Genomic DNA, 25,002 nt, shown 5'->3' on the forward strand with positions numbered 1-25,002 from the left:
AGAGATGCGGAACCGGAACTGGCATTTCGCCGCAATGACACTGATGATGCTTCACGCCAGCGCGCAGGCAGCCACTGCGCTGGGGGAGATCAATATTCAGATGTACGGCAACATTGTTGATTTTACCTGTGTGGCCGAGGGCAGCGATAGCGACAAGACCGTCACGCTGGGAACCTGGCCCACGAAACAGCTCAGCACCACGGGAAGCCGCACGCAGCCCATGCCGTTTACGCTGAAGCTGACCGGCTGTCCGCCTGGTGCGGCGTCCATCACGTTTTCGGGTAAAGCCGACGGAAGCAATAACGGGTTACTGGCGCTCAATGATGCCAGTACGGCAAGCAACGTTGCCGTCGAGATCAGGGATGCGGATAAAACGCGTCTGGCACTTCAGGAGGCCAGCCAGCCGGTAGCGGTTGATGCGCAGGGAAATGCGACATTGTCATTTTATGCCAATTATATTGCCACTGCTGATAACCCTCAGCCCGGACGGGCTGATGCTGATGCCACCTTCATGATTAATTATAATTAGCGCTGACCGCACTCCCTGCAGCTCGGATAAGCTGCAGGGAGTGAATTCAGGTTATAGCAGTTCGTGTGCTTTGGCATAATCAATTAATTCAACGATGCTTTGCACACCCAGCTTGGAATAAATATTGGATTTATGTGCGCTGATGGTTTTGTTGCTTAATAGCAACTGCTCTGCAATCTCCTTATTGGATAAACCATTTGCCAGGTAACGTAATACCGTCACCTCACGATTCGATAATGGCATATCCGCGACCATCCCTTTCCCCGAACCCAAATGGTTTATAAAATTCAACGTTTCCGACGGGAAAAAAGAATAGCCCATCAGGATCATTTCAACGGCGTTGTAGATCTCGCCCAAATCTTTTCGTTTACTGACAAAACCATTTGCCCCGGCGCGAATGGCGCGTCCCGCGTAAAAAGACTCGGATTTTGAAGAGAGGAACAGGACCTTGATGTCTTTATTTAAGTTTCTGATTCTCTTCAGTAAAGCGAAGCCATCTGTGCCCGTAAGTTCGATGTCCAGGATCACCAGATCGATAGGGTGGTTACGGATACAGTCAAGGACTTCATGGCTGTCGCCAGACTTGAGTTTGACTGTGATGTTTTTATTTTTCTGTAGCAGGACTTCTATCGACATTCTGACGATAGGGTGTTCGTCCATAATGATAACGGATGCCGGTTTCATTTTTAATGCCTCAGACTGTTAAAAGCGTTATGCCGAGTTTGGTTAAAACTCTCGAAATGCCGGAAGGATAAATGTGCAGATCCTTATACCGTAGTATTTCCCTGGAAAGAGCGAAAGCATCCTTGTTAACGTAGTGAAGAAATCTATGCCTCAGCGCGGTCATCTCATTTGGCTGGTGTTGGCAAAAAGGTTTTTCTTATTCATATTTGATACGCGTCTTATTATACCGTGTAAGTTTTTTCCGAAAACCCTGTAAATTACCCCTCGCTTATTACTTTGTATTATCTTCTGGATCCGAATAGCTATTTTTTTAAAATTAGCTTAAATATCCTGTTATCCCATTTACCGCATCTTTTGATCTTTATGTAATAACAAAAAATGACATATCACACTGTATGTTGATCAAATGTTAACAAATCGACGGCCATTTTCAGGGGCTGAAAGCGGGATCGGATGGCGAAAAAGTGTTCACAGAGGGCACCAGACCTTCGTTTGAAAGTGATCGGGTCGCCGCCGGAAAGGGCTCCCGTCGTACAGCAGAACATACTACAGACTTCGCTTTCGACTGCCAGGCAGTCTCGCCGAGCCGCTTGTTTTTACATCATTATCGTCTTATTAACTCCTTTATCAAACACTTAACGCACGGAGGAAAGTGCTGCAGATTATTCATTCTGTGACATTTCACATGGTTTAAGCCCGTAAATTAGGAATAGTTATAAAATTGAAATTATTGTTAAAATTTAACAAATAAGTAACATGATTGATAAGTAAATTCCTAAAGGTCTTTAGGAAATAAGGGCTTAGTAGGTGGGTTAGAAGGTGCAGTCTGAGAGGTTATTGAGAAGGTGTAGCAGTTCCTGGCGATGGGTCAGACCCAGTTTCAACAGAATGCAGCTGAGACGATAGATAATGCGGCTATAGGGGCGATTCTGCATCAACGCTATCTGGCGAAGGGTCTTCCCCCGCGATAACTCCTGCAAAATAGGCCATTCGGTGCGGGAGAACCAGTCTTTATCGCAGCCCTGGGGAGGGCTGGTATCCATCAGGCTGTGCTGGAAAGCAGACGGCGTCAGCTGACGTTCGAGCACGTGAAAAGGGCCCGCCGCTTTGCAGAACAGGCGAGTATCGTAATTATCCGCCCTGACTAACAGATAGGGCGTCAGAAAAGGGGGATAGAGGCTATGCCTTCTGAGCTGATCCAGCTTGTCGATCAGCGCAGTGGAGCGGCTTTCAATATCCACCACCAGGCGGGCGGAAGGCCACTGGGCCAGGGCGCTAAACGCATCCTCCAGCGAGGGATAGTCGCAACAGCTGCTCAGGGGGAATTGGCCGTTGAGAAAACCGGTGCGCAGAAAATGATCCTCCGTCACCAGAATGATAAACGGAGCGTCTGTTTTGCGGGGCTGGCTGATGGACTGACTCAAAAATTCGAGCCGGTCGAAGAAGGGGGGAGCAAAAGGCGAGTGCGTAAATCCCAGTGCATCACTTCCTGTACGCCGCCGCCGGTAACGGCGCACTGTCATTCGCATGGCCTCCCCCCTGGAAATGGCTTTTTAATCCTCCGGCCATGTCCAGGACGGCCAGTAATAGCCCTGGCCGAGTTCTGCGCCTGCCTGCAGTGCCCAGGTACAATCCTGCTCAGTCTCAATACCTTCAATAAGCACTTTCCCGGCAAGCTGAAAGCACCGGGACACCAGTTGCCGTAGCGCGGGCGTGGCGCGTAGACGCCAGAATGCATCCTTATCGATTTTTACGCCGCTTAACGGTAACCGGCAGGATAAAAAGGGCGGGATGAGTGTTTCATCAATGTCATCCAGCCAGATACCGTGACCTTGTCTTATGAGCTGCAACAGGCTCCGGGTAACGGTCTGCCTCTGCGCGGCTGACAGCGTTAAAAAAGCACTGGGGTCGACAAGTTCAATATTCAGCGGCGGACATTTTATCCGGCTAAGCCGCTGAAAAGCGTCGGGCTCTGTCAGGACGGTTATCGGCAGATTAATGAAAAAATTATTACAGTGCGGGGTATTTTTTAACGCGGTGAGCTGTGCTTCAAGCAGCGTTATCGACCAGTCTGCAGACTGATGGCGGAAAAAGGCTTCGCTATGCTGCGTTTCAGACAGGACGCTAAGGACCTCCACGCCGACCCTGCGTAAAGAGGAGAGGGCGACGATGGGCTCAAGTTTGATGCCGACGATGTCCTGAGAAAGGTACTGTAACCGGGGGGGCGTATAGGTCAGGTTTTGCGCTGTCACTCCATGGTCCTGTTGTCTGTCAGCCTCCAGGCGGCCGGGATACCTCACACTAGTGTGACGAGCTGACGCTCAGGAAAACAGCAGGCGTTACTTAAATGCAACTAAGCCTTTTCGCAGCGCGAAATTCTACGACGGAAAAGCGATGAATGTTGAAAAAACAGCCGTATTTACAATCGGCTAGCGGTAATTGCCCCTGAAAGCCGAAAAGGCATTGACTCACCTGTCATTGACCGTATAATTCCAGGCGTTTCACCACCGCGAAGTTCACTCTTCTCAGTGCGCCCTTAGCTCAGTTGGATAGAGCAACGGCCTTCTAAGCCGTAGGTCGTAGGTTCGAATCCTACAGGGCGTGCCATTTACTGCCTTCACCATTTTTCGCTTCCACTCTCCCGTTTTACGCTAAATACACGTTTATGCCGATCTCATTCTGTCGATTAAATAATCGGGAAATAAATAGAACGCTAATGAATATTTGTTATTTTTCCAGCCTAAGGTTTTCTTAATCTTTATTTCATCCATTTTTATAATCTGGATTTTTATCATATTTATCCGCTGTATAAGAATATTTTACACTTTTACGACTAAACTTGATTGATACTAATTATCATTAGCGTTTTTGTATGCTTTAATCCTGTCCCACAACGCTATGCGTGGTAAATCACCCTGGTCTATAAAGGATATGTTCATGAATTCTCGCCTGTTGTCATGCTTCTCGCTTGCCTTGTTGTCTTCATCTCTTTTCCTTTCCACACAAGCACTTGCCGCTGATAACAACGAAGGTATCGTTGTTTATAACGCGCAGCATGAAAATCTGGTGAAGGCGTGGGTTGACGGTTTTACCAAAGAAACGGGTATTAAGGTGACGCTGCGTAATGGCGATGACAGCGAGCTGGGTAATCAGCTGGTTCAGGAAGGCACGGCATCACCTGCAGACGTGTTTCTGACGGAAAACTCGCCTTCAATGGTTCTGGTGGATAATGCCAAACTGTTCGCGCCGCTGGATGCAGAGACCCTGAAGCAGGTGCCTGCGGAATTTCGTCCTGCGCACGGCCGCTGGATCGGGATTGCTGCGCGTAGCACGGTATTTGTCTATAACCCGGAAAAATTGAGCGAACAGCAATTGCCAACATCGCTGATGGATCTGGAGAAACCTGAGTGGAAAGGCCGCTGGGCGGCATCGCCGTCAGGCGCGGATTTCCAGGCGATTGTGAGTGCGATGCTGGCCCTGAAAGGCGAGCAGGCCACCCTTGAGTGGCTGAAGGCGATGAAAACCAATTTTGTGGCCTACAAAGGTAACAGCACCGTGATGAAAGCCGTTAACGCCGGCCAGATTGATGGCGGTGTGATTTATCACTACTACCGTTTTGTCGATCAGTCCAAAACGGGTGAAAACAGCAAAAACACCCAACTCTACTACTTCAAACATCAGGATCCGGGCGCCTTTGTCAGCCTTTCCGGCGGTGGCGTACTGGCGTCCAGCAAACACAAAGAACAGGCTCAGGCATTCATCAAGTGGATCACCGGTAAAGAAGGTCAGGAGAGCCTGCGCACCAACAACGCGTTTGAATATGCGGTTGGCGTGAACGCGGCCTCTAACCCGAAGCTGGTTCCGCTGAAAGATCTGGATGCGCCGAAAGTGGAACCTTCAACGCTTAACAGCAAAAAAGTTATCGAGCTGATGACGCAAGCCGGCCTGCTGTGATCCTGAGAGTTAAGTGAACGCCTTATGTCTGGTCTGAGTCTCGACATCGGAAAAAACAGGATGCAGGAGCCTGCCCGCAGGCGACCTGCGCTGCCGATGGTTGCGTTAGCTGTCTTATTTTCATTAATGGCGCTTCTGCCTCTGGGTTTTATCATTGCCATTGGCATTGATACGGGCTGGGAGACCATTAAGACGCTGGTGTTCCGCCCGCGTGTTGCTGAGCTGCTCAGCAACACGCTGTGGCTGACGGCCTTAGCGGTTCCGCTTTGTATTGTGACCGGCGTGGCGATAGCCTGGCTCACGGAGCGTACCCGGCTGGCCGGGCGGGGAATATGGTCTGCGCTGGCGGTCGCCCCGCTGGCAATCCCCGCGTTTGTACAAAGCTATGCCTGGGTGAGCGTCGTCCCCTCCCTGCACGGTCTCTCAGCGGGAGTATTCCTCTCTGTTTTAGCCTACTACCCGTTTATCTACATGCCGGTTGCCGCGGTACTGCGCCGCCTCGACCCGACGCTTGAAGATGTGGCCGCGTCGCTCGGCACGCCGCCGTGGCGGGTCTTTTTCCGCATAGTGCTGCCGCAGCTCAAGCTTGCTATCTGCGGCGGGGCGCTGCTGGTCGCGCTGCACCTGCTGGCGGAATACGGCCTGTACGTGATGATCCGCTTTGATACGTTCACCACCGCGATTTATGACCAGTTTCAGTCTACCTTCAGCGGCCCGGCAGCCAATATGCTGGCGGGCGTGCTGGCCTTATGCTGTCTGGCCATCTTAATGCTGGAAGGGGTGACGCGTGGAAAAGCACGCTATGCGCGCATCGGCGGCGGGGCCGCACGTGAACAGAAACGCTGGCCGCTGAAGCCGGTCGCGGCCACTCTGGGCCAGCTGTTTTTCCTCACGCTGATCGTGCTGGCGCTGGGCGTACCGTTAATTGTGCTGTGTCGCTGGGTCTGGCTGGGCGGTATTGAGAACTGGATGAGCGTGGACCTCTGGCACTCCCTGCGCCAGACGCTCATGCTCGGCGTGGGTGGCGCACTGCTGACCACGGCCTGCGTGATCCCCATTGCGTGGCTCGGTATCCGTTATCCGCACCGCGTCTTCCGGATGCTGGAAGGGTGTATCTACATCACCAGCTCGCTGCCGGGGATTGTGACCGCTCTCGCGCTGGTAACGGTGACGATTCATTACGCCCGCCCCATTTATCAGACGGAAATTACGCTGTTCCTCGCCTATCTGCTGATGTTTATGCCCCGCGCGCTCATCAACCTGCGGGCCGGGATTGCACAGGCGCCGGTAGAGCTGGAAAACGTGGCGCGTAGCCTTGGCAGCACGCCTGCGAAGGCGCTGTGGAGCGTCACCATGCGGCTGGCCGCGCCGGGTGCCGCCGCGGGGGCTGCGCTTGTTTTTCTCGGCGTCAGCAACGAACTGACCGCCACGCTGCTGCTCTCCCCGCTGGGAACACGCACGCTTTCCACTGGTTTCTGGGCGCTGACCAGTGAGATCGATTATGTTGCCGCCGCACCGTACGCGATGCTGATGATCCTGATTTCACTCCCGCTGACCGCCATCCTCTACGTGCAGTCGAAAAAAATTGCAGGACTATGACATGCTTGAATTGACGTCCATTTCTAAATCCTTTTCCGGTGTGCAGGTGCTCGACAGCTTAAACCTGAGCGTTGCGCCTGGGAGCCGGACGGCGATAGTCGGGCCGTCCGGGTCGGGGAAAACGACGCTGCTGCGCATTCTTGCCGGCTTTGAAACGCCGGACGCCGGGCGGATAGTGATGCAGGGCCGAACGCTGTTTGACGAAAACAGCTTCGTTCCCGCCCATCTGCGCGGCATCGGCTTTGTTCCCCAGGAGGGGGCATTATTCCCGCATCTCAGCGTTGCAGACAACATTGCCTGGGGGCTGGACGGCACGCGCCACGAAAAGCGCCAGCGCGTAGAGGCGCTGATGGAGATGGTGTCGCTGGACAGGCAGCTCGCGACCCACTGGCCGCATGAGATTTCTGGCGGACAGCAGCAGCGTGTGGCGCTCGCCCGCGCGCTGGCTCAGCGTCCTTCATTGATGCTGCTGGATGAGCCGTTCTCGGCGCTCGATACCGGCCTTCGCGCCATGACCCGCAAAGCGACTGCTGACCTGCTGGCGGAAGCGGGCGTTGCCTCGATTCTGGTGACGCACGATCAAAACGAAGCGTTATCTTTTGCCACCCAGGTGGCGGTAATGCGTTCCGGGCGCTTCACCCAGGTGGGTACCCCGTATGACGTCTACACTCAGCCCGTTGATGAAGAGACCGCGCTGTTTCTGGGCGACGCGGTGATCCTGCCCGCTCAGCTTACCGCCGGCCATGCGGTGTGCGCGCTGGGTGAGATACCCACCAACAATACGCATGCCACCGGGCAGGGCCGGGTCATGATGCGCCCAGAACAACTGCGCGTGACGGCGTGTGCGCCGCATGAAAGCCCGGTGTCGATAATTGATGTCGATTTTACCGGTCATTTGTCCACGCTCACCCTGGCGTTTGCCGGGCAGCAGGAGCCTGTTGTTCTGAAGACCGTAAGCCAGCCTGGCTGGAATCCGGGTACGGCTGTGCGTATTGATGTTGCGGGAACCGCCCGCGTTTTATCGTTCTCCCGCCGCGCCTGAAAGACCGTCCCGGAAACGGGGCGGTTATGCGCCACACTATCCCGTCCATACGTCCTCCTGCTTTCCCGCGCCTGTTAACCGATTTTCTCACGCAGTGACGTGCGTTTACGCTTGCCAACAACAATGTAATGCGTATAGTTCTCATTTGCATTGCACTTGATAACATTCTAAGGCCCGACAACGGGCCCTTTTTGCGCGCACGTTTAATGAGTTAATTATGAACAACACGAAAAGGCATAAAACGCTGCTGGCTCTCGCCATTGGCGCGGTCACGCACTCCGCCCTGGCGGCGGATGAAAAGAAAGAAGACACCCTGATTGTCCAGTCTGCGCCTGCCAGCGATTTTAAACCCGGCGGCGACCAGCTTGTGCCGGCGTTCCTTGACGGGCAGGTGGCGAACGGTGGACGCATGGGGATGCTGGGGCAGCAAAACGCCATGGACGTGCCGTTTAATATCATCAGCTACACCTCGAAGCTGGTAGAAGATCAGCAGGCGAAAACCATTGCTGATGTGGTCGCTAACGACGCGGGGGTGCAGTACGTTCAGGGCTACGGCAACAGCGCCGAAACCTTCCGTATCCGTGGCCTGAAGTTTGACGGAGATGACATGACCTTCGGCGGCCTGTCCGGCGTTCTGCCGCGTCAGGTGGTGGATGCGCAGATGGTCGACCGCATTGAGATTTTTAAAGGGGCAAACGCCCTGATGAACGGCGCGGCAAGTTCAGGCGTGGGGGGAATGATTAACCTTGAGCCGAAACACGCGGATGAAACGCCGCAGGCAAAAGTGGGCGTCGATTACACCTCCGATTCCCAGTTTGGCACTACGCTGGATGCGGGCCGTCGCTATGGCGACAACGACCAGTTTGGCGCGCGCGTGAACCTCGTCCATCGCGAAGGGGAAAGCGGGGTGCCCAACGATCGCCGCCGCACTACGCTGCTCTCCACCGGCCTCGACTACAAAGGCGACAATTTCCGCACCTCTCTGGATGTGGGGTATCAGAAGAAAACCTTCCATGGCAGCCCGACCAGCGTCAATATCTCCGCCGTGGATTTCGTGCCTGAACCGCCGAAAAACGATCGCAACTTCTCGCAGAAATGGGCCTACAGCAACATCGAAAATGAATTCGGGATGTGGCGCAGCGAGTACGACATTACCGATAACTGGACGGCCTATACCGGCCTCGGCGCACAGCACGCTCACGAAGAAGGGATTTACAGCGCGCCGAAGCTGCTGGATAAAAGTGGTAAGGCGACGGTCAGCCGTCTTGATACCAACCGCATCAGCGATTCCGTGAGCGGGATGGCGGGTATTCGCGGTAACTTTGCTACCGGCTTCGTAACGCATAAAGTCAACGTTGGTTACTCCGCGATGACCAAAAACGAAAAAATCGGCTGGAAAATGTCGTCGGCGGCGGATAACCCAACCACCAATATCTATCACAATACCGGTGTGGATATGCCGGATAGCTCCAGTTTCAACGGCTTAGGCGGAAATTACAGCGATCCGCTCACCAGCGGGCGTACCCGGACGCAGGGCTGGCTGTTGAGTGATACGCTGGGCGTGCTGGACGACAAACTGCTGTTTACCGCCGGGGCGCGTCATCAGAAGGTGGTCATTCGCGGATACAACAAAATTACCGGGCAGGAGAATAAAGCAGACGGCTTCGACGGCAGCCGCTGGATGCCTACCTACGGCGTGGTTTACAAGCCGTGGGAGGCGATCTCCCTGTATGCCAACCACACCGAAGCGCTGCAGCCGGGTCAGGCAGCCCCCAACACCGCCACCAACTACGGGCAGAGCACCGGCATCGTTCACTCTAAGCAGAACGAAGTGGGCGTGAAGGCGGATTTTGGTCGCGTGGGCGGCTCCCTGGCGCTGTTTGAGATCAAAATGCCGTCGGCGATCCTCAACAGCAACGGTCATTATGGTCTTGATGCCGAGCAGCGTAACCGCGGCGTGGAGCTGAATGTGTTCGGTGAGCCCCTGCTGGGCGTCCGTCTGAACGCCAGCGCTACCTGGCTGCAGGCGGAGCTGACCAAAACCAACAACGGCCTCAACCAGGGTAATGATGCGATTGGCGTTCCGAATTTCTATGCCGTTCTGGGCGCAGAGTATGACATCAAACCGATTGATGGCCTGACCGCTACCGCGCGCGTGAACCACTCCGGCACGCAATATGCGGACCTGGCGAACACCAAAAAGCTGGACAGCTACACTACGCTGGATCTGGGTATGCGTTATCGCTTCGCCGTTAACCACAATCAAAATCAGATGACGGTGCGTGCGGGTATCGACAACGTGACCAATGAAAACTACTGGTCCAGCGTGGATGATTCAGGTACCTACATCACCCAGGGCGAACCGCGTACCTTTAAAGTCTCGGTGGGCTACGCATTCTGAGAACGCCGCTCGTTATCCGGGGCAGGGATGCCCCATTCCCTTGCTACCACCAGCCTGAAGTGTTAAAACGTGCCCCTTCTAAAAAAGAGACAGGGGTAGGGCGTGAAAGACGCGTCATCCGCTTCAGGCACCGGTAGCGCTGAAGCTTCGTCGGAACAGAATCCGACGCTGCAACGTGGTTTGCAAAATCGACATATACAGTTAATTGCCCTCGGTGGGGCTATCGGTACCGGGCTGTTTCTCGGCATCGGCCCGGCCATTCAGATGGCGGGGCCGGCGGTATTGCTGGGTTATGCCCTCGCCGGGATTATCGCCTTCCTGATCATGCGCCAGCTTGGCGAGATGGTCGTCGAAGAGCCTGTGTCAGGCTCGTTCGCACACTTTGCGTATAAATACTGGGGGCCGTTTGCGGGGTTCCTCTCCGGCTGGAACTACTGGGTGATGTTTGTGCTGGTGGGGATGGCAGAGCTGACCGCCGCTGGCATCTACATGCAGTACTGGCTCCCGGATGTGCCCACCTGGATTTGGGCGGCGGCCTTCTTCATTATCATCAATGCCATCAACCTTGTGAACGTCCGTTTGTATGGTGAAACCGAGTTCTGGTTTGCGCTCATCAAGGTGCTGGCGATTATCGGCATGATTGGTTTTGGCCTGTGGTTGCTGTTCTCGGGTCATGGCGGTGAGCGTGCCACGATCGACAACCTGTGGCAGCACGGGGGTTTCCTGGCGACCGGCTGGAAGGGGCTTATCCTTTCGCTGGCGGTGATCATGTTCTCTTTCGGCGGGCTGGAGCTGATTGGTATCACCGCCGCTGAAGCGCGCGACCCGCATAAAAGCATTCCGAAAGCGGTCAACCAGGTGGTGTACCGTATTCTGCTGTTCTACATTGGTTCGCTGGTGGTATTGCTCGCGCTCTATCCCTGGGTTGAGGTGAAATCAAACAGCAGTCCGTTTGTGATGATTTTCCACGATCTCAACAGCAATGTGGTGGCCTCAGCGTTGAACTTCGTTATTCTGGTGGCGTCACTTTCGGTCTATAACAGCGGCGTCTACTCCAACAGCCGGATGCTGTTTGGCCTCTCCGTGCAGGGGAATGCGCCGAAGTTCTTAACCCGCGTCAGCCGTCGCGGCGTGCCGGTGAATTCTCTGCTGTTGTCCGGTGCGATCACCTCTTTGGTGGTGGTGATCAACTACCTGCTGCCAAAAGAGGCGTTTGGCCTGCTGATGGCGCTGGTGGTTGCCACCCTGCTGCTGAACTGGATCATGATCTGCCTGGCGCACCTGCGTTTTCGTGCCGCGATGCGTCGCAAGGGACGTGAGACGCAGTTTAAAGCGCTGCTTTATCCGGCAGGAAACTATCTCTGCATCGCTTTCCTCGGGTTGATCCTTGTGCTGATGTGCACCATGGACGACATGCGCCTTTCCGCGATGCTGCTCCCGGTGTGGGTCATCTTCCTGTTTGTGGCATTTAAACTTTCCCGCAAGCAATAATGCATGCCGTCCTCTCCCGGTGGGAGAGGACGAGCTATCCGGTTTCCCATCCCAACGCGATTAACCTCTTTATCGTGACCCCTCTCCCAAATCTCTCCTGATCCACAGGATCTTTATTTTGTAATCGATTACTTTTCATTTGAGGGTATTTGTAATCGATTACTTTTCTAGGGTGAGGCTCATTATGGTGTCAACAACTGAAAGTAGTGGAAAGGTGATAGCGCAGCACCGGCTGCTGGTTCCGCGTCTGTCGCTGATGATGTTTCTGCAGTTTTTTATCTGGGGTAGCTGGTCGGTCACGCTGGGTCTGGTGATGACCCAGCACAACATGTCGCTGCTGATTGGTGATGCGTTCTCCGCCGGGCCCATCGCCTCTATTTTGTCGCCGTTCGTGCTCGGGATGCTGGTGGATCGCTTCTTCGCCTCGCAGAAGGTGATGGCGGTAATGCACCTGGCGGGCGCGGCTATCCTGTGGTTCGTTCCGGGGGCGCTGATCGCTGAAAATGGTGCGCTGCTGATCGGCCTGCTGTTTGGCTACACGCTTTGCTATATGCCGACGCTGGCGTTAACGAACAACATCGCGTTTCACAGCCTGGCAAACGTCGATAAAACCTTCCCGGTGGTGCGCGTGTTCGGCACGATCGGCTGGATTGTCGCGGGGATCTTTATCGGCGTTACCGGCGTGGCCTCCAGCGTCACGATCTTCCAGGTTGCGGCAGCGAGCTCCGTGCTGCTGGCACTTTACAGCCTGACGCTGCCGCACACGCCCGCCCCGGCAAAAGGGCTGCCGGTCCAGATTCGCGATCTGTTCTGCGCTGATGCGTTTGCCCTGCTGAAAACCCGCCACTTCCTGGTCTTTTCCGTCTGCGCAATGCTGATTTCCGTGCCGCTTGGCACCTACTACGCTTACACCGCCTCATACCTGGCGGATGCCGGGATTGCTGATGTCAGCACCGCGATGTCGTTCGGCCAGATGTCAGAGATTGTCTTCATGCTGGTGATCCCGCTGCTTTTCCGCCGTCTGGGCGTGAAAGTCATGCTGCTGGTCGGCATGCTGGCGTGGTTTGTCCGTTACGCGATGTTTGCCATGGGAGTGAGTGAGGAGGGACGTTTCCTGCTCTATCTCGGCATCCTGTTGCACGGTGTGTGCTATGACTTCTTCTTTGTGGTGGGCTTTATCTATACCGACCGCGTGGCGGGCGAAAAGGTGAAAGGCCAGGCGCAGAGCATGATCGTGATGTTCACCTATGGCATCGGCATGCTGCTTGGTTCACAGATTTCTGGCGCGCTGTATAACCGTCTGGTGGCAGGACAGGCCGTGCCGCAGGCGTGGGTCACCTTCTGGTGGATCCCGGCGGTGGCGGCAGCGGTGATTGCGCTGATTTTCCTTCTCACGTTCAAATATGACGATGACAAGGCGTAACGTTCAGGAGGTGGTATGAGAACGATTAAGGGACCCGGTATTTTCCTGTCGCAGTTTATCAGCGCAGAAGCGCCGTTTAACTCGCTGGATGGGCTGGCAGGCTGGGCAGCAGGTAAGGGCTACAAAGCCGTGCAGATCCCCTGCAATCATCCGCACATTTTTGACGTGGAGAAAGCGGCTGAGAGCCAGGTCTACTGTGACGACATTACCGGCACGCTGGCGGAGCACGGGCTGGCGATCAGCGAGCTGTCGACCCATCTGGAAGGGCAGCTTATTGCGGTGAACCCGGTCTACGGCGACGCGTTTGACCATTTCGCGCCGGCAGGCGTGCGGGGTAACGACGCGGCCCGTCGGGCGTGGGCGACCAGCAAATTGAATCAGGCGGCGGCGGCCTCCGCAAAATTAGGCCTGACAGCGCACGCCACTTTTTCTGGATCGCTGGCGTGGCCATTTTTCTACCCGTGGCCGCCGCACAACGCGGAGCGTTTTCAGGACGCTTTCCAGACGCTGGCAACCCGCTGGCGGCCCATTCTGGACACTTTTGATGAGCATGGCGTCGATGTCTGTTATGAGCTGCATCCGGGGGAAGACCTGCATGACGGCGTGACGTTTGAACGTTTTCTGGCGCTTGTGGACAACCACCCGCGCTGCAATATTCTCTACGATCCCAGCCATATGCTGCTTCAGCAGATGGACTACCTGACGTTTATCGATCTCTACCATGCGCGCATTAAAGCGTTTCACGTCAAAGATGCAGAGTTTCGTCCCAACGGGCGCAGCGGCGTATACGGTGGCTACCAGTCGTGGCTTCATCGTCCGGGTCGCTTCCGGTCGCCGGGCGACGGGCAGATCGACTTCACCGGTATTTTCAGCAAACTGACCCAGTACGACTACGAGGGCTGGGCAGTGCTGGAGTGGGAGTGCTGTCTTAAGGATGGCGATACCGGCGCCCGCGAAGGCAGCGAATTTATCCGTCGTCATATCATTCCGGTATCCGGGCGTGCGTTTGACGATTTCGCCGCGGGAGGCAGCCATGATTAACGTCGGGATCGTCGGCAGCGGCTTTATCGGCCCGGCGCACATTGAGGCGCTGCGGCGTCTCGGCAGTGTGCAGGTGGTCGCCCTGTGCGACAGCTCGCTTTCACAAGCGCAGGAAAAGGCGCGCCAGCTGAATGTGCCCCATGCTTACGGGAACGTTGAGGCGCTGCTCGCCCATCCGGATCTGCACGTGGTGCATAACTGCACGCCAAACCATCTGCACGCAGAGATTAACCGCCAGATTTTGCGGGCGGGTAAGCATGTTTTTTCCGAAAAGCCGCTGTGTATGACCCCGGAAGAGGCCCGCGAGCTGGTGGCTCTGGCTGAGCAGGCGGGCGTGGTACACGGCGTCAGCTTTGTCTATCGCCAGTTTGCGATGGTGCGTCAGGCGGCCAGCATGAAGCGCGAGGGCAGTCTCGGTCGGCTGTTTGCCACGCATGGCAGCTACCTGCAGGACTGGATGCTGCTGGAAACCGACTACAACTGGCGGGTGGATGCCACGCTGGGCGGTGCGTCGCGCGCGGTGGCGGATATTGGCTCCCACTGGTGTGACACGGTGCAGTTTGTGACCGGGCGGCGGATCACCGACGTGATGGCCGACCTCACCATCGTCTGGCCAACGCGCAAGGCCAGTGCGGCGGGAAACCGGACCTTCACGGATGATCGCAGCGCGAACGATGAAGACAAACCGGTCACCACCGAAGATTTTGGCTCGGTGCTGGTGCGCTTCGACGATGGCAGCAAAGGCAGCTTTAACGTCTCGCAGGTCAGCGCCGGGCGCAAAAATCGGCTGACGTTTGAAATTAACGGCAGCGAACGGTCCGTGGCGTGGGATCAGGAGGTGCCGCAGCAACTCTGGATCGGCCATCGCGCGCAGGCAAACCAGACCCTCTCCGACGATCCAAACCTGATGAACCGTGACGTGGACGAAAGCGCCCATTTTCCCGGCGGACATATCGAAGGCTGGCCTGATGCCTTTAAAAATATGATGGCGCAATTTTACCGCGCCGTGATGCAGGGGGAGATGCCGGCACAGCCGCTGTTTGCGACGTTCCATGACGGCGCGAACGTCATGTATATCATTGATGCGATAGTGAAAAGCCATCAGCAACAGCGCTGGGTGCGCGTTGCGTATTGACGCGTTGCCCGGTTCGCCGGGCAACGAATTTATGGTAGCCTGCATAAAACGTTAACCGCAGGAAGTGCCGTCGCTATGTCCATTCAGAAAATCGCTCAGCTTGCCGGGGTGTCCGTGGCAACGGTCTCTCGCGTGCTTAACAACAGCGACACCGTGAAAGCGAAAAACCGCGAACGCGTCCTGCAGGCGATCAAAGAGAGTAATTACCAGCCCAACCTGCTGGCGCGCCAGCTGCGGACTGCCCGCAGCTATATGATTCTGGTAATGGTGTCGAACATCGCTAACCCGTTCTGCGCCGAAGTGGTGAAAGGCATTGAAGAGGAAGCCGAAAAGAACGGCTACCGCATTCTGCTGTGCAACTCCGGCTCTGACATTGAACGCTCGCGTTCGGGGCTGAGTTTGCTGTCCGGTAAAATTGTCGACGGCATTATCACCATGGATGCCTTCTCAAAGCTTCCTGAACTGGCTGCCCTGATTGGCGCTGCGCCGTGGGTGCAGTGCGCCGAATACGCCGATGCCGGTGCGGTCTCCTGCGTGGGGATTAACGACGTGGACGCCTCGCAGCATGCCGTCAGCCAGCTTGCCGACGGCGGGCGCGGGCGGATCGCGATGATTAACCACGACCTGAGTTATAAATATGCCCGCCTGCGCGAGCGTGGCTATAAGAGCGTTATCCACCTGAAAGATCTGGCTTACCAGGCAGTGGAATACGCCAGCGATCTCAGCTTCAGTGCCGGAATGGCGGCGATGCAAAACCTGCTGAAGGAAAACCCGCCGGACGCGGTCTTTGCCGTTTCCGATACCCTGGCGGCAGGCGCATTGCATGCGATCCAGCAGGCGGGATTACGCGTGCCGGAAGACATTGCGGTAGTCGGGTTTGACGGTACGGAACTGGCGGAGATGATTTCGCTCACCACCATCGAACAGCCGTCGCGGGATATTGGGCGCAAGGCGGTCGATTTGTTGTTGAATAAAATCGATAACCCGGATGCGCCCACGGAAAGAGTGATGATGGACTGGCGCTTTATCTCCCGCGCCAGCGCCTGATTATTTCGCTATTACGCCAGCCAGCGAGCGAATATCGTTTCCGGTCGGAGACTGATGAATACGCAGACCAAATTCATCCACCACGGCGAATATATGGTCGAAAATATCGGCCTGAATCGCCTCATATTCCGCCCAGACGACCGTGTTAGTGAACGCGTATATTTCAACTGGCAGCCCGTTAGCTTCTGGCGCTAACTGGCGAACCATCAGCGTCATATCTTTACGGATCCGCGGGTGATTACGCAGATATTCATTTAAATAGGCGCGGAAGGTTCCAATATTGGTCATTTTGCGCAGATTCAGTACCGATTCGCCTTCACCGTTTTCCTGATTCCAGAGCGAAATTTCTTCGTGACGCGCCGCCATGTACGGCTTAAGCAGCTTCGCCTGAATCAGCTGCTGTTGCTCCTGCTCGTCGAGGAAGTGGATGCTGGTGGTGTCTATATTCAGGCTACGCTTGATGCGTCGCCCGCCGGAGGCCGACATGCCGCTCCAGTTGATAAAGGCATCAGAGACCAGTGCCCAGGTCGGAATGGTGGTGATGGTATTGTCGAAGTTGCGCACCTTGACGGTGGTCAGGCCAATGTCCGTGACCGTGCCGTTGGCTCCGTATTTTGGCATCTCCAGCCAGTCACCGAGTTTAAGCATATCATTGGCGGAGAGCTGGATCCCGGCGACAAGCCCGAGGATCGGGTCTTTAAACACCAGCATTAACACCGCAGCCATGGCGCCCAGGCCGCTAATCAGAATGGCTGGCGACTGACCAATCAGCAGCGAGATAATTAAAATCCCCACCAGAATAGCGCTCACCAGTTTTATCCCCTGGAAGATGCCCTTCAGCGGGAGCTGCGAGGCTGTCGCCATCTTTTGCGAAAGATTGAAAATGACGTCCAGCAGCGAGAAGAACGAGAGCAGGGCATACACCATCACCCACAACTTTGCGCAGGTGGTGAGCATTTCCGCGGCTTCGCTGCCTTTTTGCAGCCACAGTACCGCCTGAACGTTGACAATTATCCCCTGCAGGGTAAAAGCGACGCGGTGAAATAACTTGTTCTGGGTAATGATTTGCAACCATAAATGGCTGCTGGCCTGCGCGCGCTTCTCAAAGGCCCGCAGGACCACTTTGTGCAAAATAAAATGAACGATGAGTGCGGTAAGAAAAATAATACCAAAGATAATCACTAAAGAGGTGGTGTGATTAATTTCAATGCCTAACTCTTCAACCTGAGCAATTAATTCCTGCATAACGTCTCCTGTATTGATGCAGCCCCATAATGGCGGCTGCGGATCTATTATGCAAATTCGTCAGGGTTATTTGACGGCGTGGCAGGTCGTCACCACCGGCAGGCACAGGTGATGGCGAACCCGCAGCGTCGCCAGCGCGAGGATCACCATCAGGCCAGTTTCCACCGCGAGGAAGAGGGTGATCGCCTGGGTGTAATCTCCGTGATGATTCTGCAGACCGTGCAGCAAAATCGCGCCAAAGATGGCCGGGCCGAGTCCAAGCGCCGCCTGCTGCAGCGTGCTCAAAATGGCGCTCGCCGCCCCGGCGTCATCAGGCTGAATATCGCGCATGCCAATACGATAAAAGCTGTTCACGATCAGCGCCTGACCGTAGCCGACCAGCCCGGTCGCGGGTGCCAGCGTCAGCGCGGTATTGTGCATTCCCCAGAGGCGGAAGGTGACAATCAGCGCCAGCAGGCCCGCTATCTGGATCGCCAGACCGGTCAGCAGAATGGTACTGGTGCTGTAGCGGGCAATCAGACGCGGGGCAAACCACGCTGAAATAAAGTAGGTAACACCCAGGGCGATAAAACTGTTGCCAGACTGCCACGGCGCCATCCCCAGACCGGTTTGCATGGTTAACGCCATGCAGAACATAAAGCCGGACCAGACGCTAAAAAAGAGCAACGCAATCAGCACGCCAAAGCGGATACTGCGCAACTGCAGCAGGCGCGGCGGGATCAGCGGATGCGCATCGTCCCGCTCTTTTTTGCGGGCGTTGAGGGCCATCAACCCGGCAAGCGGGATAATGGCGATAAGCGCGACCTTAAGCGGCCAGGACCAGTGCCACTGCGGGCCAAGCGCCATCGGGAACAGCAGGCAGCAGAGGATGATCGCCAGCAGGACGGTGCCCGTCCAGTCAATGCTTGATGGCGTGTCGCGGCGGGTCTCCGGCACGTAACGGCGGCTCATGGCCAGCACCACCAGACAAATTGGCACGTTGATAAAGAAGGCGTTACGCCAGCCGAGGCCGGCAATGTCCGCCGATACCAGCCAGCCTCCGCCCATCTGGCCGACGATAAACGCGATGCCGCCGATGCCGCCAAAGAGGCTGATGGCCTTCGCGTGGGCCGTGCCTTTCAGTGTTACGTGCAGGGTGGCGAGAATTTGCGGCATGATCAGCGCCGCGCCAGCCCCCTGAAGAATACGGGCGCCCAGCAGTTGTTCAATGTTGCCTGCCATTCCGCACAGCAGCGAGGCCAGGCCAAAGCTCGCCACGCCCCACATGAAAAGACGACGGCGGCCAAGGTTATCCCCCAGCTTGCTGCCGAGGGCAAGGCAGACGGCAAAGGCCACACCGTAGAGGGCCACAATTAATTCCAGCTCGGTGGCCGTAGCGTGCAGCGAATGGGTGATAGCATCCAGCGCCACGTTGGTGATTGAGGTATCAATCAGCGGCAGCATCTGGCCGGTTAACAGCAATATCAGGCCTGCGCGGCCCGGTGAAACGACTGACGTATTCATGGTAACTCCATTGCGTCATTCAACAGATGGTCGTAGCATCAACGATCTGATAAACGGGTACCAGTTCTTGCTTATACTGGTACTGGCACTACCATGCAGGGGGATTTATGGCGCTGATGTCTGAACCCGTCGTCTCGCTCAAGGATGACACCCGAAAACAACTTGGTGCGTTTTTACGCGCCCGACGCGAAAGCCTCGATCCGCAGCGGCTCGGCCTGCCGCGCAGCGGTCGACGTCGCACGCCCGGGCTGCGCCGTGAAGAGGTGGCCCTGCTGGCGGACGTCGGGGTGACCTGGTACACCTGGCTTGAGCAGGGCAGGGACGTCAATCCGTCCAGCGCGGTGATGGCCGCCGTGGCAAAAGCGCTGCAATGCACCCCGACCGAAGCGCGCCATCTTTTTGTGCTGGCCGGGCTACCGCCGGGTGAAGCACCGCAGGCCACCTGCTGTGAAGGGATCAGCGAAGGCACGCGCCGCCTGCTTGATACGTTGATGCCGAAACCGGCCAGTATTCAGAAACCTAATTTCGACATCGTGGCCTGGAACGACAGCTTTGGTCATCTGATGGGTGTCGATTTCAATGCGATCCCCCCGGAAGACCGCAACTGTATTTATCTGTTCCTCACCCACCCGGCATGGCGCGCCCGTCTCGGCAGACGTGACGATGTGCTGCCCGTCTTTGTCTCCTATTTCCGGGCGGCGATGGCCGAGCACCGGGGTGACCCGCTGTGGGAAGCCAAACTGGCGCGCTTCTTTGCGGTGTCTGAGGAGTTTAAAAATCTGTGGCATCAGCGCAATGACGTGCGCGGTGTGGAAAACCAGCTCAAGTTGTTTACCCATCCTGAGCTTGGGGAATTTACCCTGCAGCAGATGTACTGGTACTCTGCTCCACGAAACGGTTCCCGGTTGCTGGTGTATCTGCCAGTGGATGAAGCCGGGGAGAGAGCAATGGAATGGCTGACGGAGCAGGCAAAATGAAGGTTACCGGCAAACAGGAGCGGCTGCTACGCCGCGCACTCAACGAGTGGCAACAGGAAGGCACATTAACCGCTGACGACCATCAGCGGCTGGCCGGTACGCTTCAACGCGTGACCATGGACTGGCAGCGGCTGAGCCGCTATGCCTTCTGGACGGCACTCGCCTGCGTCATTATCGCCATCGGCAGCCTGTTTTCGGACAGCGAACTGATGGCGCGCATTATCGAATTCTTCGCTTTTTCCTCCCTTGCCCGCATCGGGCTGCCGGCACTGATGGCCGTGCTGTTTTATTTGTGGGGCTTCAGCCGCCAGCGGCGGGAGACGCAGTGGCATTACAGTACCGAAGCGATTTTGTTCCTCGGAGTCTTGTTTACCGCCATCGCGCTCTGGCAGCTGGGTGAACGGCTGGATAACGGCAGCGGTCACATCGCGCCACTGTTCCTGGCCGGCTGTGCCGTCTATGGTCTGGTAGGCTTTTTCGGCCGCTCCGGGCTGGTCTGGCTGTTCTTCTTGCTCTCGCTTGGCAACTGGTTTGGCGCGGAGACGGGCTATATGTCCGGCTGGGGCGCTTACTGGCTGGGAATGAACTATCCGGTGCGCTTTATCTTTTTCGGCGGCGCGCTGCTGGCCCTGTGCTGGATCCTGCGCGCTGTGCTGCAGTCCCGTCATCTCTACACCACCAGTAAAGCGATGGGGCTGACGTATCTCTTTGTCGCCCTGTGGATCATGTCGATATTTGGTAATTACGATATCGATAACTGGTACAGCGTGACCCAGGCCTCGTTGCTGCCGTGGGCGCTGCTGTTTGCGGTGGCGGCGGTTCTCTGTATTTACATCAGTCTGAAAACCGACGACGGCATGCTGCGCGGGTTTGGCCTGACGTTCCTCGCCATTAACCTCTATACCCGCTACTTCGAATACTTCTGGGATGGGATGAACAAGGTGGTGTTCTTCCTGATTCTGGCGGCGTCGCTGGCGGTGATAGGGCGGTATGCGGAGCGGATCTGGCATGCCGGGCGTGCGGAGAAGTAAGTTTTGCGCGTGTTTATCGGGAAGACGCAGAAAACGCCGTCTGCGTGAGAAGCTGGTTCAATGGCGAAACCAGGCAGATGACGCGTGATTGAAAACGGGCCGCAGTAGCGGCCCGTTTGTCTTAGCACTCGGTCACAATCGTGCTCAGCGGCAGGCGAGATTTTGGCAGCGTGGCGTTGAAATCTTCCACGCTGTGGTGTCCAACCGGGACCACCACCAGGCTGGTGAAGCCTTTCTCTTTCAGGCCAAACTCGTCGTCGAGGATGGCGGCGTCAAAACCTTCAATGGGTACGGCATCCAGGCCCAGCGCGGCCACGCCTAACAGGAAGTTACCGACGTTGAGGTAAACCTGTTTCGCCATCCACTGGTCGTCATCTTTCAGATCCACGCGGTGCATGTCGGCGAAATAGCAGCGACCTTTGTGATTCGCCGCTTTTGCTTCTGGGGTATTGAAGCGACCGTCGGCCTCTTCCTGATCGACGACGCGCTCAAGCCACGCATCGTCCATGGCGGTTTTCGCGCAGAACACCACCACATGAGAGGCGTCCATCATTTTGCGTTCGTTGAACACGTAAGTGCCTGCCGCAGATTTGGCCACGCGCGCTTTACCTTCCTCAGTGCTGGCAATAATAAAATGCCACGGCTGGGAGTTCGTGCTGGACGGGCTGTACTGCAGCAGGGTTTTGATCTTCTCCGCTTCTTCAGCGGTCAGTTTCTTGCTTGGGTCAAACGCCTTGGTGGAGTGGCGTTTCAGGGCAACGGAAATGATATCCATAACAACTCCTGGTGATAAAATTCGCCCGCGTGCGGGCGCGAAAAGGAGTGCAGATTACCGTGCGAAGCGGGAAAAGATAAGTGCATTTTGAGCGCTTAATCTGTTCGTCTCAGACGAACAATCAGCGCGGCCTGATCCATTTCTGGTGTTTTTTCGGCAGCTTATCGACGACCAGATTCCAGGAATCGTTGATGAGATCGGCCACCAGTTCCGGCGTAACATCGTCGGTGCCGTAGAGTGAAATCCAGTGCTTTTTATTGAGATGATACCCCGGCTCAACGCCGCGGTAGATCTGCTGGTTTAACAGGGATTTTTCCGGATCGGATTTCAGGCTGACATGCGGTCGCCCGTGAGCAACCGCAACAATCATGAAAATTTTGCCACCCACTTTAAACACATCAAATTCCGGCCCGAACGGCCAGCAGTGTTCGGTGAACGGCAGTTCCAGCGCCACGCGTTTGGCGTGTTCCTGCAGCGATTTACTGTCCATCAATATCCTCGGAGGCGAGTCCACGCCACATGGCTTCAAAGCCCAGCGCTTTAAAATCGACGGCGCGGGACGGATCGCGGGTGGCAAATTCCATGGTGGTTTCGGCAAGCGATAAGAACATGGCATCACCAAAGGTACGAAACTCATCGGACATAAATACCGGACGCACTGCACGACGGCACAGTTCATGCAGTTCCGGGAACATCTCCTGCACGGCCTGCTCCGTTTCGGCGCTGATCTTCTCGCTGACGCCAAGCTGGCGAATGGCGGCGTGAGCGACAGGATTACGGATGCCCCAGTCCACGTAGCTGTTCCAGATATTGCGGGTATGTTCTTTGGGAAGGGTGAGCGTGCGATCAAGCTCCGCCAGCATCGTCTGGCAGAGATCCTGCTTCAGGTGCAGATAGAGGGCATTCAGCAGATCGTCTTTGGTAGCAAAGTAGCGGAACAGTGTGCCTTCAGCGACGCCCGCGTTCCGGGCAATTAAGGCCGTTGAGGCGGCAATACCTGACTGTGCAAATGCAGCGGTTGCTGCGTCCAGTAAGGCCTGTTTTTTATCTTCACTCTTCGGACGTGCCACTAAATTGTTCCTCCTGTCAATTGTAAAAACCTTGATTGAAACACGTGCTTTGACAGGCTGCAACGCGCAATGTCAAAGATCGAAAACGTCTTGACGACTTTATCATCATATCTATAATGAGTGCTTACTCACTCATAATCAAGTTCAACCCGCGTAAACCATCGGATGGGGCGCGTTTTCGGGTCAGGATATGAAAAAGCCTCTATTCATCTGCGTGGTGTTCGTCATGATTATTGCTTCAGCTGCGAGTTTACCTTTTGTCCTGAATCCTGGATTTGGCCAGCCACCGCAGGGTGCGCAGCTTACCGAAGTGGAGGCCTCCCCGCAGTATCGCGACGGGAAATTCCACAATACGTTGCCGACACCGGGCTTCACCGGCGAGCAAAATATGCTGGTAGCGTGGTGGCAATTTCTGACCCGCAAAACCGAAAATGCCCGTCCCGCGCAGCCGCTGCCGCTGGTGAAAACCGATCTCGCCAGTCTGCCGCTGGAGCAGGACACGCTGGTCTGGCTCGGTCACTCGTCGTGGTATATGCAGCTGGCGGGTAAACGTATTCTGATCGATCCGGTGCTCAGCAACTATGCCGCGCCGTTCTCGTTCCTCAATAAAGCTTTTGCGGGCGAGTATCCCTGGCATGCGCAGAACATGCCGGAGATCGACCTGCTGATCATCTCCCACGATCACTACGATCATCTGGATTACGCCACCATCAGGGCGTTACTGCCGAAGGTGAAACGTGTGGTTACTCCGCTGGGCGTTGGATCTCATCTGCGCTACTGGGGCATGAAGCCGGAGATTATCGACGAGCGCGACTGGAACCAGTCGGTGCGCATCAGTGATGACTTAACGGTGCACGTCCTGCCGGCACGTCACTTCTCCGGACGCGGGATTAAACGCGATCAAACCCTGTGGGGGAGCTTTATGTTCGTCACGCCGACGCAGAAGGTTTATTACAGCGGAGACACTGGTTACGGCCCGCACTTCAGGGCCATCGGTGAGCAGTTCGGCGAGGTGGATTTAGCCATCATGGAAAACGGCCAGTACGATCGGGACTGGAAGTACATTCACATGATGCCGGCGGAAACGGCGCAGGCGTCGGCTGACCTTAACGCGAAAGCTGTCGTGCCTGGTCATAACGGACGCTTTGTGCTGGCGAAACACACCTGGAACGATCCGCTGATCCAGCTGGCGCAGGCCAGCAAAGATAAAAATTATCGGCTACTGACGCCGGAGCTGGGTGAACCTGTTCACGTGAGTGATACCACGCAAACCTTTCGTGAGTGGTGGGAATAATGTTTAAGCGAGAAGCAGAGGGGGAGAGCAGTATGACCATTTCCGCTCAAGTCATCGACACCATCGTCGAGTGGATCGACGACAACCTGCACCAGCCATTACGAATCGAAGAGATCGCCCGCCACGCGGGTTACTCGAAATGGCATCTGCAGCGTTTGTTTATGCAGTACAAGGGAGAAAGTCTCGGGCGTTACATTCGCGAACGCAAGCTGCTGCTGGCAGCGCGTGACCTGCGTGAATCGGACGAGCGTGTCTACGATATCTGTTTGCGCTACGGCTTTGATTCGCAGCAGACGTTTACGCGTATCTTTACCCGTACCTTCAACCAGCCGCCTGGCGCGTACCGCAAAGAGAACCACAGCCGGACACACTGAACGTGTCGTTATGCAGAAATCCGACCGGGTAAGGCGTAGCCGCACCCGGTTTTTTTTACTTACGATGCCAGTGAAAACCAGCGACGCCAGACGAAACGCAGGATGAAGAATTCGAGGGCGCCAAGCAGTAAAAACCACACGCAGAACAAAATGGTGTACAGCTGGTTAAGATCGACCATGTGGAAGATCGTCATCAGCTTTTTCGCCAGCACCAGCCCAAGCGACGGCGCAGGTAACAGCAGGCAGGAGAGCAGGGCCATCAACAAAATGCCCCCCGCTGTGAGCAGCGATTCTAACGGGTGTTTCATCTTAATGTTAATCGTCAGTTAAAAATGTCATTGTCCGGCATCGCGGAACGTAAAGCAATATAAACCCGGCAGACGTTTT

At 55.8% G+C, this 25,002-nt stretch carries 23 protein-coding genes and 1 tRNA gene; 15 read left to right on the plus strand and 9 right to left on the minus strand.

Going from position 1 to position 25,002, the window contains the following annotated elements; translation table 11 throughout:
• Positions 1-4 precede the first annotated feature (4 nt).
• Positions 5-529: a fimbria assembly protein gene (gene sfmF, locus QMG44_RS01095; protein ID WP_032681530.1), complete on the plus strand. Its 525-nt coding sequence runs from the start codon at positions 5-7 to the stop codon at positions 527-529.
• A gap of 51 nt (positions 530-580) precedes the next feature.
• On the opposite strand, the gene fimZ is transcribed toward sfmF, so the two are convergent.
• The 3 genes from fimZ to QMG44_RS01110 all read right to left on the minus strand — a co-directional run bounded on the left by fimZ (position 581) and on the right by QMG44_RS01110 (position 3,465).
• Positions 581-1,213, minus strand: coding sequence for a fimbria biosynthesis transcriptional regulator FimZ (gene fimZ / locus QMG44_RS01100; protein ID WP_014168952.1), 633 nt, complete (start codon positions 1,211-1,213; stop codon positions 581-583).
• Between the two features lie 812 nt (positions 1,214-2,025).
• Positions 2,026-2,742 carry a response regulator transcription factor gene (locus QMG44_RS01105; RefSeq protein ID WP_032670711.1) on the minus strand — a complete coding sequence of 239 codons (717 nt, stop codon included), beginning with the start codon at positions 2,740-2,742 and terminating at the stop codon, positions 2,026-2,028.
• A gap of 24 nt (positions 2,743-2,766) precedes the next feature.
• A complete protein-coding gene (locus tag QMG44_RS01110; protein WP_047744085.1) occupies positions 2,767-3,465 on the minus strand; it encodes an EAL domain-containing protein in 699 nt (232 codons plus the stop codon).
• Between the two features lie 278 nt (positions 3,466-3,743).
• Here QMG44_RS01110 and QMG44_RS01115 point away from each other — a divergent pair.
• The 10 genes from QMG44_RS01115 to QMG44_RS01160 all read left to right on the plus strand — a co-directional run bounded on the left by QMG44_RS01115 (position 3,744) and on the right by QMG44_RS01160 (position 16,346).
• Positions 3,744-3,820 (plus strand) — tRNA-Arg (locus tag QMG44_RS01115).
• A gap of 330 nt (positions 3,821-4,150) precedes the next feature.
• Positions 4,151-5,167, plus strand: coding sequence for an iron ABC transporter substrate-binding protein (locus QMG44_RS01120; protein ID WP_086532860.1), 1,017 nt, complete (start codon positions 4,151-4,153; stop codon positions 5,165-5,167).
• 24 nt (positions 5,168-5,191) lie between these two features.
• Positions 5,192-6,766, plus strand: coding sequence for an iron ABC transporter permease (locus QMG44_RS01125; protein WP_165764060.1), 1,575 nt, complete (start codon positions 5,192-5,194; stop codon positions 6,764-6,766).
• A gap of 1 nt (position 6,767) precedes the next feature.
• A complete protein-coding gene (locus QMG44_RS01130; protein WP_032677576.1) occupies positions 6,768-7,808 on the plus strand; it encodes an ABC transporter ATP-binding protein in 1,041 nt (346 codons plus the stop codon).
• Between the two features lie 217 nt (positions 7,809-8,025).
• A complete protein-coding gene (locus QMG44_RS01135; protein ID WP_025204782.1) occupies positions 8,026-10,209 on the plus strand; it encodes a TonB-dependent siderophore receptor in 2,184 nt (727 codons plus the stop codon).
• 102 nt (positions 10,210-10,311) lie between these two features.
• A complete protein-coding gene (pheP, locus tag QMG44_RS01140; protein ID WP_014168959.1) occupies positions 10,312-11,700 on the plus strand; it encodes a phenylalanine transporter in 1,389 nt (462 codons plus the stop codon).
• A 184-nt stretch (positions 11,701-11,884) separates the two neighbouring features.
• A complete protein-coding gene (locus QMG44_RS01145; RefSeq protein WP_044867815.1) occupies positions 11,885-13,123 on the plus strand; it encodes an MFS transporter in 1,239 nt (412 codons plus the stop codon).
• 15 nt (positions 13,124-13,138) lie between these two features.
• A complete protein-coding gene (locus QMG44_RS01150; protein WP_086532858.1) occupies positions 13,139-14,164 on the plus strand; it encodes a sugar phosphate isomerase/epimerase in 1,026 nt (341 codons plus the stop codon).
• Positions 14,157-15,299: a Gfo/Idh/MocA family protein gene (locus QMG44_RS01155; RefSeq protein WP_281852984.1), complete on the plus strand. Its 1,143-nt coding sequence runs from the start codon at positions 14,157-14,159 to the stop codon at positions 15,297-15,299. Before QMG44_RS01150 ends, QMG44_RS01155 begins: the two co-directional genes overlap by 8 nt.
• A 75-nt stretch (positions 15,300-15,374) precedes the next feature.
• The gene (locus QMG44_RS01160) at positions 15,375-16,346 is read left to right on the plus strand and encodes a LacI family DNA-binding transcriptional regulator (RefSeq protein WP_032677581.1); all 972 of its coding nucleotides are present in this window, start codon (positions 15,375-15,377) and stop codon (positions 16,344-16,346) included.
• Here QMG44_RS01160 and QMG44_RS01165 read toward each other — a convergent pair whose 3' ends face one another.
• Together QMG44_RS01165 and QMG44_RS01170 are read right to left on the minus strand one after the other, a co-directional pair.
• Entirely contained in the window at positions 16,347-17,591 is a 1,245-nt protein-coding gene (locus tag QMG44_RS01165; RefSeq protein ID WP_014168964.1) for a mechanosensitive ion channel family protein, read from the minus strand.
• 66 nt (positions 17,592-17,657) lie between these two features.
• Entirely contained in the window at positions 17,658-19,094 is a 1,437-nt protein-coding gene (locus QMG44_RS01170; RefSeq protein WP_032677583.1) for an MFS transporter, read from the minus strand.
• Positions 19,095-19,201: 107 nt separating this feature from the next.
• Here QMG44_RS01170 and QMG44_RS01175 point away from each other — a divergent pair, with 107 nt between their 5' ends.
• The gene (locus tag QMG44_RS01175; protein WP_014168966.1) at positions 19,202-20,071 is read left to right on the plus strand and encodes a helix-turn-helix transcriptional regulator; all 870 of its coding nucleotides are present in this window, start codon (positions 19,202-19,204) and stop codon (positions 20,069-20,071) included.
• Complete coding sequence (locus tag QMG44_RS01180) at positions 20,068-21,102, plus strand: hypothetical protein (RefSeq protein WP_063934376.1); 1,035 nt, start codon at positions 20,068-20,070, stop codon at positions 21,100-21,102. The genes QMG44_RS01175 and QMG44_RS01180 overlap by 4 nt, the downstream gene beginning before the upstream one ends.
• Before the next feature lie 121 nt (positions 21,103-21,223).
• Here QMG44_RS01180 and nfsB read toward each other — a convergent pair whose 3' ends face one another.
• The 3 genes from nfsB to QMG44_RS01195 form a co-directional block, all read right to left on the minus strand.
• Positions 21,224-21,877, minus strand: coding sequence for an oxygen-insensitive NAD(P)H nitroreductase (gene nfsB / locus QMG44_RS01185; protein WP_049023163.1), 654 nt, complete (start codon positions 21,875-21,877; stop codon positions 21,224-21,226).
• Positions 21,878-21,998: 121 nt separating this feature from the next.
• Complete coding sequence (locus QMG44_RS01190; RefSeq protein ID WP_086532856.1) at positions 21,999-22,367, minus strand: MmcQ/YjbR family DNA-binding protein; 369 nt, start codon at positions 22,365-22,367, stop codon at positions 21,999-22,001.
• On the minus strand, positions 22,357-22,947 hold the full coding sequence (locus QMG44_RS01195; protein WP_020885134.1) for a TetR/AcrR family transcriptional regulator: 591 nt from the start codon (positions 22,945-22,947) through the stop codon (positions 22,357-22,359). Before QMG44_RS01195 ends, QMG44_RS01190 begins: the two co-directional genes overlap by 11 nt.
• Before the next feature lie 190 nt (positions 22,948-23,137).
• Between QMG44_RS01195 and QMG44_RS01200 the strand changes: the two genes are divergently transcribed.
• Together QMG44_RS01200 and QMG44_RS01205 are read left to right on the plus strand one after the other, a co-directional pair.
• Positions 23,138-24,241 carry an MBL fold metallo-hydrolase gene (locus QMG44_RS01200; protein ID WP_086532855.1) on the plus strand — a complete coding sequence of 368 codons (1,104 nt, stop codon included), beginning with the start codon at positions 23,138-23,140 and terminating at the stop codon, positions 24,239-24,241.
• 32 nt (positions 24,242-24,273) lie between these two features.
• Positions 24,274-24,615, plus strand: a complete 342-nt coding sequence (locus tag QMG44_RS01205) for a RamA family antibiotic efflux transcriptional regulator (protein ID WP_020885132.1) — start codon at positions 24,274-24,276, stop codon at positions 24,613-24,615.
• Positions 24,616-24,674: 59 nt separating this feature from the next.
• Here QMG44_RS01205 and QMG44_RS01210 read toward each other — a convergent pair whose 3' ends face one another.
• Positions 24,675-24,923, minus strand: a complete 249-nt coding sequence (locus QMG44_RS01210; protein WP_025204775.1) for a DUF1158 domain-containing protein — start codon at positions 24,921-24,923, stop codon at positions 24,675-24,677.
• Between the last annotated feature and the right edge of the window lie 79 nt (positions 24,924-25,002).

The organism is Enterobacter sp. 200527-13, assembly GCF_027924865.1.
In the GTDB taxonomy this organism is placed as follows: Bacteria; Pseudomonadota; Gammaproteobacteria; order Enterobacterales; family Enterobacteriaceae; genus Enterobacter; species Enterobacter ludwigii.